Raw genomic sequence first — 8,668 nt, 5'->3', positions numbered from 1 at the left:
CCCCGGCACCGGTGGGTGACCTCCCCCGGCACGAGGAGGACCTGGCCCGTCACGGCGGTGGCCGTCCCCGTACGCCCGCGATCATCGCCTCCGTCGCTGCCGCCGTGCTGCTGATCGGCGGTGGCGGGGCCTGGCTCGCCGCCAACGCGTCCAGTGGAGCGGGCGGCGGTACGACGTCCGGTGCGCCCGGTGGGGACGACACTCCCCCGCCGCTCGCACTCGACGGCTACTCGGAGTCCACGGCGGGCGGCGGCAATGGCATCGCACCCGGCGAGCCCAACCCCTACGGCGCCACCTACCGGGTCGCCGGCACCCTGCCCGACAGCCCCGGTGAGGCGCCGGTGTACCGGGCGCGGGGCGAGGTCACGAAGGAGGAGGTGGCCCGGCTGGCGAAGGCCCTCGGAGTCGACGGGTCGCCGGTGGCGCAGGGCGAGGCCTGGAAGATCGGGGGCCAGGACGGGTCGGGACCGAGTCTGCAGGTGAACCGGCAGGCGCCGGGGGCCTGGACGTTCAGCCGGTACGCCCCGGGCACCGACAACTGCAAGGGCACCGACACCTGTACCGCCCCGCAGACCGGCGGCACGCCGGTGAGCGAGGAGGCGGCCGAGAAGGCCGCCGCGCCCGTGCTGAAGGCGGTGGGTCAGGACGACGCGAAGCGCGACGCGAGCCAGATCATGGGCGCCCAGCGGGTGGTGAACGCCACTCCCGAGGTCGGCGGACTGCCGACGCACGGCTGGACGACCGGGATCACGGTCGGCTCGGACGGCGAGGTCGTCGGCGGCAGCGGTCAGCTGAAAACGCCGGTGAAGGGCGACACGTACCCGGTGGTCAGCGCCGGGAAGGCGCTGGAGCTGATGAACGGGCAGCCGAAGAAGGACCCCCGGATGGGCATCGGCGGCTGCGCGAGCCCCGTGCCGCTGAAGGACCGGCTGGAGCAACCCTGCGAGCAGCCGGCGAGCGGTGCTCCCGAGCAGGACACGGTCACGGTCGAGAACGCGGTGTTCGGGCTGGCCGCGCACGTCGTGGACGGGCGGCAGGCTCTGGTGCCGTCCTGGCTGTTCGAGGTGACGGCGCCGGGCGCGAAGGACCCGTTCACGGTGACGTACCCGGCGGTGGAGCCGAGGTTCCTGGCCTCCCCCGAGCCGAGCGAGCCGAGTGACCAGCCGACGTCGGCTCCCGGTCCGCGCGAGGTGAAGGTGGACGGTTACCGGGCCGAGGGCGCGGAGCTGACGGTGACCTTCACCGGCGGGGTCTGCGCGGACTACGACGTGAAGGCGAGCGAGAAGGGCGGCGAGGTGACGGTCACCGTGACGTCGACGCCGTGGCCGGACAAGGTCTGCGTCATGATCGCCAAGCAGTTCCAGGAGACCGTGCGGCTGGACGAGCCGCTCGGTGACCGGGCGGTCGTCGACGCGGACGGCGAGGCGGTCCCGCTGGCCAAGGAGGGCGCACGGCTGCCGGCTCCCCCGACTCAGGAGCGGTAGGAGCGGCCACACGGCACGAAGGCGGCGGCCCCGTCGGAGGGGGCCGCCGCCTTCGTCGTGTCCGCGGCCGCCGGGGGCGGCTCGGCAGGCTCAGCTGAAGGAGTCGCCGCAGGCGCAGGAGCCCGTCGCGTTCGGGTTGTCGATCGTGAAGCCCTGCTTCTCGATGGTGTCCACGAAGTCGATCGTGGCACCGCCGAGGTACGGGGCGCTCATGCGGTCGGTGACGACCTTCACACCGCCGAAGTCCTTCTCCACGTCGCCGTCGAGGGCGCGCTCGTCGAAGAAGAGCTGGTAGCGCAGGCCGGAGCAGCCGCCGGGCTGGACGGCGACGCGCAGCGCGAGGTCCTCGCGGCCTTCCTGGTCGAGCAGCGCCTTGACCTTGGACGCGGCGGCGTCGGTCAGGATGATGCCGTCGGTGACGGTGCTGGTCTCGTCCGATACGGACATCTACATCTCTCCCGGGTTGTACGGAGACTGCTTGCCGACGGTTGCAACCGGCGGGGCCGCGGATTCATTCCGGGCCGGGCTCTCGATCCCGGCTCCTTTTCATGCTCGCACACGCACCGGGAACCGGAAAACGGCTCTTTCCGGGTCTTCCCGGGAATGAACGGCGGCTCACCGGGATTCACGTCACACAGACGCTATGGCCATCGTCAAAGTGACGTGAAGCGGTTATGATAGGTAAGCGTCAATTCGACGAAAAGTCGCAGAAACAGAAAGGGTGCGTGTCGTGACCACCGCCCAGACCCAGGACCTCGACGTACAGCCGTCGCCCCTCGCCCTGCTGCTCCTCGGCCGTGAGGCCGACCCGAAGAGCGAGCGCGGTGTGGAGTGTCCCGGCGACCTGCCCTCGCCGTCCGACCCGGACCTGGTGGAGCGCGCCCGCAAGGCGAAGGAGAAGCTCGGGGACAAGGTCTTCGTGCTCGGCCACCACTACCAGCGCGACGAGGTCATCCAGTTCGCCGACGTGACGGGTGACTCGTTCAAGCTGGCCCGCGACGCGGCCGCCCGCCCGGAGGCCGAGTACATCGTGTTCTGCGGCGTGCACTTCATGGCGGAGTCCGCGGACATCCTGACCTCCGACGACCAGAAGGTCGTCCTGCCCGACCTCGCCGCCGGCTGCTCGATGGCCGACATGGCGACGGCCGAGCAGGTCGCCGAGTGCTGGGACGTGCTGACCGAGGCCGGGATAGCCGAGCAGGTCGTGCCCGTGTCGTACATGAACTCCTCCGCCGACATCAAGGCGTTCACAGGCAAGCACGGCGGCACGATCTGCACCTCCTCCAACGCGAAGCGGGCCCTGGACTGGGCCTTCGAGCAGGGGGAGCCCTCAACGACAAAGGTGCTCTTCCTGCCGGACCAGCACCTGGGCCGCAACACGGCCGTGCGCGACATGGGCATGTCCCTGGAGGACTGCGTCCTCTACAACCCGCACAAGCCGAACGGCGGCCTGACGGCCGAGGAGCTGCGCGCGGCGAAGATGATCCTGTGGCGCGGCCACTGCTCGGTGCACGGCCGCTTCAGCCTGGACTCGGTGAACGACGTGCGCGAGCGCGTCCCGGGCGTGAACGTCCTGGTGCACCCCGAGTGCAGGCACGAGGTCGTGGCCGCGGCGGACTACGTCGGCTCGACGGAGTACATCATCAAGGCCCTGGAGGCCGCGCCGGCCGGCTCCAAGTGGGCCATCGGCACGGAGCTGAACCTGGTCCGCCGCCTGGCGAACCGTTTCGCGCCCGAGGGCAAGGAGATCGTCTTCCTCGACAAGACGGTCTGCTTCTGCTCGACCATGAACCGCATCGACCTCCCCCACCTGGTCTGGGCCCTGGAGTCCCTGGCCGAGGGCAACCTCGTCAACCGCATCGAGGTGGACAAGGAGACGGAGGCCTTCGCGAAGCTGGCCCTGGAGCGGATGCTGGCGCTGCCGTAACGGCCCCCCATGCGGGGCGGAGGCCCACCCGGAAGTCCGGGTGGGCCTTCGTCGTCCTACGCGGTCAGACCTGCGCCGGCTCCGGCTCCTCGGCCGACTCCGTGCGCTGGGCCGGCGGGCCCTTCTTGGCCGCCCGCTTCTTCGCCCGGCGCTCCTTGCGGAGTTCGACCATGGCGTAGAGCGTCGGGACCAGCAGGAGCGTCAGCAGGGTCGACGTGACCAGGCCGCCGATGACGACCACGGCCAGCGGCTGGGCGATGAAGCCGCCCTCGCCGGTGATGCCGAGTGCCATGGGCAGCAGGGCGAAGATCGTCGCCAGGGCGGTCATGAGGATCGGGCGCAGCCGGTGCCGGCCGCCCTCGATCACGGCCTCGACGACGCCGTGGCCCTGCTTGCGGTACTGGTTGATCAGGTCGATCAGCACGATCGCGTTCGTCACCACGATGCCGATCAGCATCAGCATGCCGATCATGGCCGGGACGCCCATCGGGGTGCCGGTGACGATCAGCAGGCCGATCGCGCCCGTGGCCGCGAACGGGATGGAGACGAGCAGGATCAGCGGCTGGACCAGCGACCGGAAGGTGCCGACCAGCAGCATGAACACGATCGCGATGGCCGCCAGCATCGCCAGGCCCAGGTTGGCGAACGCCTCGTCCTGGTCCTCGGAGACACCGCCGATCGACGCCGTGGCGCCGTCCGGGAGCTTCAGCGCGTTGATCTTCGACTGGAGCTGGGTGCTGACCGCGCCGGTGTTGTCGCCGGTCGGCTTCGCGGTGACGGTGGCCGCGCGCTGGCCGTCGATGCGGGTCATCGACACCGGGCCGTCGACCAGCTTCACCGTCGCGATGTCGCCGAGCTTCACCGGGCCCAGGCGCAGGTCCTGGAGCTGCTTCAGCGTCTTGGCGGGCTGCGCCGAGCGGATGACGACGTCGCGCTCGGTATCGTCCAGGACCGCCTTGGCCGCGGTGGTGCCGCGAACGGCCTGGGCGACGGCGGCGCCGAGCTTCTGGTCGTCGAAACCGGCCGCGGCCGCCTTGTCGTCGGCCCTGACCGAGATGCGCGGCACGCTGGTCGCCAGGTCGCTGGAGACGTCCGTGACGTCGTCGAGGGAGGCGACCGTCTTGCGGACCTCCTCGGCGGCCGTGCGCAGGACGCCGGCGTCGGCGGCCTTCACCACCACGCTGAGGTCCTGGCTGCCGAAGCCGTCACCGGCGGCGACGGTGGTGGTGCCGATGCCCTTCAGCCCGGCCAGGCCCTTCTCGATGCTGTCCTGGACGTCCTCGAAGGACGCCGAGTCGTCCAGCATCACCTGGTACGAGGCCTGGTTGCTGTCCGTGCCGCCGCCGAAGGCCGCCATGAAGCCGGACGAGCCGATCGTGACCTGGTAGTCCTTCACTCCCTCGGTACGGGCGAGCAGCCGCTCGACCTTCTTCGCCTGGGCGTCGGTGGCCGCCAGGCTGGTGCCGGGCTTCAGCTCCTGCTTGACGGTGAGGACTTCCTGCTCGCCCTGGTCGAAGAAGTTCGTCTTCAGCAGCGGCGCCATGCCGAACGTGCCGACCAGGACGACGATCGCGATGGCCACGCTGGTGAGGCGGCGGCGGGTCGCGAAGCGCAGCACCGGGACGTAGATGCGCTGGAGGCGGCTCCTGGCCTCCTTCTCCTCCGCGATCCGGCGCGCCTCGTCCGCGTCCTCGGGGGTGCCCTTCGGGGGCCGCAGGAACCAGTAGGACAGCACCGGTACGACCGTCAGGGAGACGAGGAGGGACGCCAGCAGCGCCGCCGTGACGGTGAGGCTGAACGAGCCGAACAGTTCGCCCACCATGCCGCCGACCAGGCCGATCGGCAGGAACACCGCGACCGTGGTGAGCGTCGAGGACGTCACCGCCCCGGCGACCTCGCGCACGGCGGTGATGATGGCCGAGTGGCGCTCCTCGCCGTAGCCGAGGTGTCGCTTGATGTTCTCCAGGACCACGATCGAGTCGTCGACGACCCGGCCGACGGCGATGGTCAGGGCGCCCAGCGTGAGGACGTTCAGCGACAGGTCGCGCGTCCACAGCACGATCAGGGCGAGGACCACGGACAGCGGGATGGACACCGCGGTCACGATGGTCGAGCGGATCGAGGCGAGGAAGACCAGGATCACCAGGACCGCGAAGAGAAGACCGAGGGCGCCCTCGGTGGTCAGGCCCTTGATGGACTTGGAGACGGCCGGGCCCTGGTCGCTGACGACCGTGAGGGTGGCGCCGGAGCCGAGGTCCGCCCGCAGGTCGGGCAGCTTGTCCTGGACGGCGTCGGAGATGGCGACCGCGCTGCCGTCGCGGTCCATCGTCACGGCGACGGCGAGGCTGGGCTTGCCGTCGGTGCGGGTGATGGAGTCGGCCGTGGCCTCCTGCTGCTTCACCGTGGCGACGTCGCCGAGGCGCACCGGCTTGCGCTTGGTGCCGGGCTCGCCCGTGACCATCAGGTCCTGGATCTGCTTCAGCGAGGTGAGACCACCGCCGACCTGCACGGTGCGGTTGGCGCCGTCCTCGTCGAAGGAGCCGGCCGGGACGGTCGCGCCGCCCGCCTGGAGCGCCTGGGACAGGGACTGCGAGGTCAGCCCCGCCTTCGCCAGCTTGGCGTCGTCGGGCGTGACGGTGACCTGGAGGTCGCGGACACCGTCGACGGTGACCTGGCCGACGCCGTCGATGCTCTTCAGGTCCGGCACGACGGTCTTGTCGAGCTGGTCGGCCAGCGCCTGCTGGTCGCGGCCGGAGGTGACGGCGAGGACGACGGTCGGGATGTCGTCCGTGGAGCCCGCGACGACCTGCGGGTCGACGTCGTCCGGGAGCTGGACACGGGCCCGGTTGACGGCCTGCTGGACGTCGGCGACCAGCTGCTTGGTGTCGTTGCCGTAGTCGAAGGACGCCATGATCACGGCGTTGCCCTCGCTGGCGGTGGAGGTGACGCCGCTGATGCCGTCGACAGCTTCGAGGGTGTCCTCGATGGGTTCGACGACCTGCTTCTCGACCACGTCCGGGGACGCGCCCTGGTAGGGCGCCAGCACCGACACCATGGGCAGTTCGATGGTGGGCAGCAGCTGCTGCTTGAGCTGGGGTATCGCGATCGCCCCGAAGACGAGCGCGATGATCGACATCAGCCCTGTCAGGGCGCGTTGCGCGAGGCTGAATCTCGACAGCCAGGACATGGGTGAGGGTCTCTCTTCTGTTTAGCGGCAGAAGCGGCAGCGGGCACGCAGATGGGCGCCCGCCCCTACACCCTGAGCCATGGGGAGACGGTGTTTCGTAGACCCCAGGTCCATTTCCTTATGCGGCGCATACTCCCGCCGCAGTACGCCCGGGGAGAGCTCACTCCACCCTCGGACGGACCAGACCGGACTCGTACGCGGTGACCACGAGCTGGGCGCGGTCCCGGGCGCCCAGCTTGGCCATGGCCCGGTTGACGTGCGTCTTCACCGTCAGCGGGCTGACTTCGAGGCGCTCGGCGATCTCGTCGTTGGAGTGCCCGCCGGCCACCTGGACGAGCACCTCGCGCTCCCGGACGGTGAGGGAGTCGAGCCGTTCGGCGCGGGACGGGTCGCTGCCGCCGTCGGCCGGGTCGTCGGTGGCGAGGAACCGGGCGATCAGACCGGTGGTGGCCGCCGGGGAGAGCAGGGCCTGGCCGCCGGCCGCGATCCGGATGGCGTTCAGCAGTTCCTCGGGTTCGGCGCCCTTGCCGAGGAAGCCGGAGGCGCCGGCGCGCAGCGACTGCACGACGTAGTCGTCGACCTCGAACGTCGTCAGGATGACCACCCGGACGTCGGCGAGGCCGGGGTCCGCGCTGATCATGCGGGTCGCGGCGAGACCGTCGGTGCCGGGCATGCGGATGTCCATGAGGACGACGTCGGCCTGCTGCTCCTTCGTCAGCCGGACCGCCTCCGCGCCGTCGGAGGCCTCGCCGACCACCTCCATGTCGGGCTCGGAGTCGACGAGCACGCGAAAGGCGCTGCGCAGGAGCGCCTGGTCGTCGGCGAGCAGGACACGGATGGTCATGCGGGGTCCTCCCCGGTCGGTGTGCCGTTCTTGACCGGCAGGATGGCATGGACGCGGAAGCCGCCGCCGTAGCGGGGACCGGTGGTGAGGGTGCCGCGCAGGGCGGTGACGCGCTCGCGCATGCCGAGCAGTCCGTGGCCGCCGCCGTCCTGTGTCTCGTGCTCGCCGCTGCCGTCGTCGAGCACGGTGATCTCGATGTTCGGTCCGACGCGTACGACGCTGACCTCCGCCTTGGCCCGCGGCCCGGCGTGCTTCTGCACGTTGGTGAGGGCCTCCTGGATGATCCGGTAGGCGGCCAGGCCGACCGCCGCCGGAAGGCTGGTGCCCTGGTCGGTGCGGGCGACCTCGATGTGCAGGCCGGCGCTGCGGAAGGTGCCGGTGAGTTCGTCGAGGCGGTCGAGGCCCGGGGCCGGTTCGGTCGGGGCCTCCGGGTCGCCGGACTGCCGGAGCAGGCCGACGGTGGCGCGCAGCTCGTTGAGCGCGGAGCGGCTGGCCTCGCGGACGTGCGCGAGGGCCTCCTTGGCCTGGTCGGGGCGCTTGTCCATGACATGGGCGGCGACACCGGCCTGCACGTTGACCAGGGCGATGTGGTGGGCGACGACGTCGTGCAGGTCCCGGGCGATGCGCAGGCGTTCCTCGGCGACCCGTCGGCGGGCCTCCTCCTCGCGGGTGCGTTCCGCCTTCTCGGCGCGTTCCCTGATCGCCTGGACGAAGGCGCGGCGGCTGCGGACGGCGTCGCCGGCGGTGGCGCCGATGCCGGTCCAGGCGAAGATCGCGACGTTGTCCTGGGCGTACCAGGGCAGCGGGCCGGCCGCCATGGCGGCGCTGGTCAGCACGGTCATGGTCAGCAGGCCGACGCGCCACGTGGTGGGGCGGTCGGTGGCGGAGGCGACGGTGTACAGGGCGATGACAGCGGACATGGCGACGGGGGCGCGGGGGTCGCCGGTGACGGACTCGATGACGGAGGCCGTGCCGGTCAGGGCGAGGACCGTCATCGGGGCGCTGCGCCGGAAGACCAGGGCGGCGGCGCCGAGGGCCATGAGGACGAGGCTGAGGGCGTCGGGGGTGCGCAGGACCCAGCTGACGCTGTCCCGGTGCCGAGGCTCCACGAAGGAGCCGACGACCATGCAGACCAGGACGGCGAAGGCGAGGACGGCGTCCATGGCGAGGGGGTGCGCTTTGGCCCGGCATCTGGCCCGCGCGAGGGTGCTCACGGGGGTTCACGG

Annotated in this window: 6 protein-coding genes; 2 read left to right on the top strand and 4 right to left on the bottom strand. The window is 71.1% G+C overall.

What is annotated here, in order from left to right; all coding sequences use genetic code 11:
- The first annotated feature begins 11 nt into the window (after positions 1-11).
- Positions 12-1,484: a hypothetical protein gene (locus C1J00_RS32500; protein WP_245936585.1), complete on the top strand. Its 1,473-nt coding sequence runs from the start codon at positions 12-14 to the stop codon at positions 1,482-1,484.
- 90 nt (positions 1,485-1,574) lie between these two features.
- On the opposite strand, the gene C1J00_RS32495 is transcribed toward C1J00_RS32500, so the two are convergent.
- A complete protein-coding gene (locus C1J00_RS32495; protein ID WP_031109243.1) occupies positions 1,575-1,931 on the bottom strand; it encodes a HesB/IscA family protein in 357 nt (118 codons plus the stop codon).
- Positions 1,932-2,214: 283 nt separating this feature from the next.
- On the opposite strand from C1J00_RS32495, the gene nadA reads away from it, so the two are divergent.
- The gene (nadA, locus tag C1J00_RS32490; protein ID WP_102912565.1) at positions 2,215-3,411 is read left to right on the top strand and encodes a quinolinate synthase NadA; all 1,197 of its coding nucleotides are present in this window, start codon (positions 2,215-2,217) and stop codon (positions 3,409-3,411) included.
- Positions 3,412-3,475: 64 nt separating this feature from the next.
- On the opposite strand, the gene C1J00_RS32485 is transcribed toward nadA, so the two are convergent.
- The 3 genes from C1J00_RS32485 to C1J00_RS32475 all read right to left on the bottom strand — a co-directional run bounded on the left by C1J00_RS32485 (position 3,476) and on the right by C1J00_RS32475 (position 8,656).
- Positions 3,476-6,598, bottom strand: coding sequence for an efflux RND transporter permease subunit (locus tag C1J00_RS32485; RefSeq protein WP_102912564.1), 3,123 nt, complete (start codon positions 6,596-6,598; stop codon positions 3,476-3,478).
- Positions 6,599-6,758: 160 nt separating this feature from the next.
- Complete coding sequence (locus tag C1J00_RS32480; RefSeq protein WP_102912563.1) at positions 6,759-7,442, bottom strand: response regulator; 684 nt, start codon at positions 7,440-7,442, stop codon at positions 6,759-6,761.
- Positions 7,439-8,656 carry a sensor histidine kinase gene (locus C1J00_RS32475; protein ID WP_102912562.1) on the bottom strand — a complete coding sequence of 406 codons (1,218 nt, stop codon included), beginning with the start codon at positions 8,654-8,656 and terminating at the stop codon, positions 7,439-7,441. The genes C1J00_RS32480 and C1J00_RS32475 overlap by 4 nt, the downstream gene beginning before the upstream one ends.
- Positions 8,657-8,668: the final 12 nt, after the last annotated feature.

The organism is Streptomyces cahuitamycinicus (assembly GCF_002891435.1).
GTDB lineage: Bacteria > Actinomycetota > Actinomycetes > Streptomycetales > Streptomycetaceae > Streptomyces > Streptomyces cahuitamycinicus.
The sequence above is the reverse complement of the archived record's forward strand: the minus strand, read 5'-3'. Positions and strand labels throughout refer to the sequence as shown.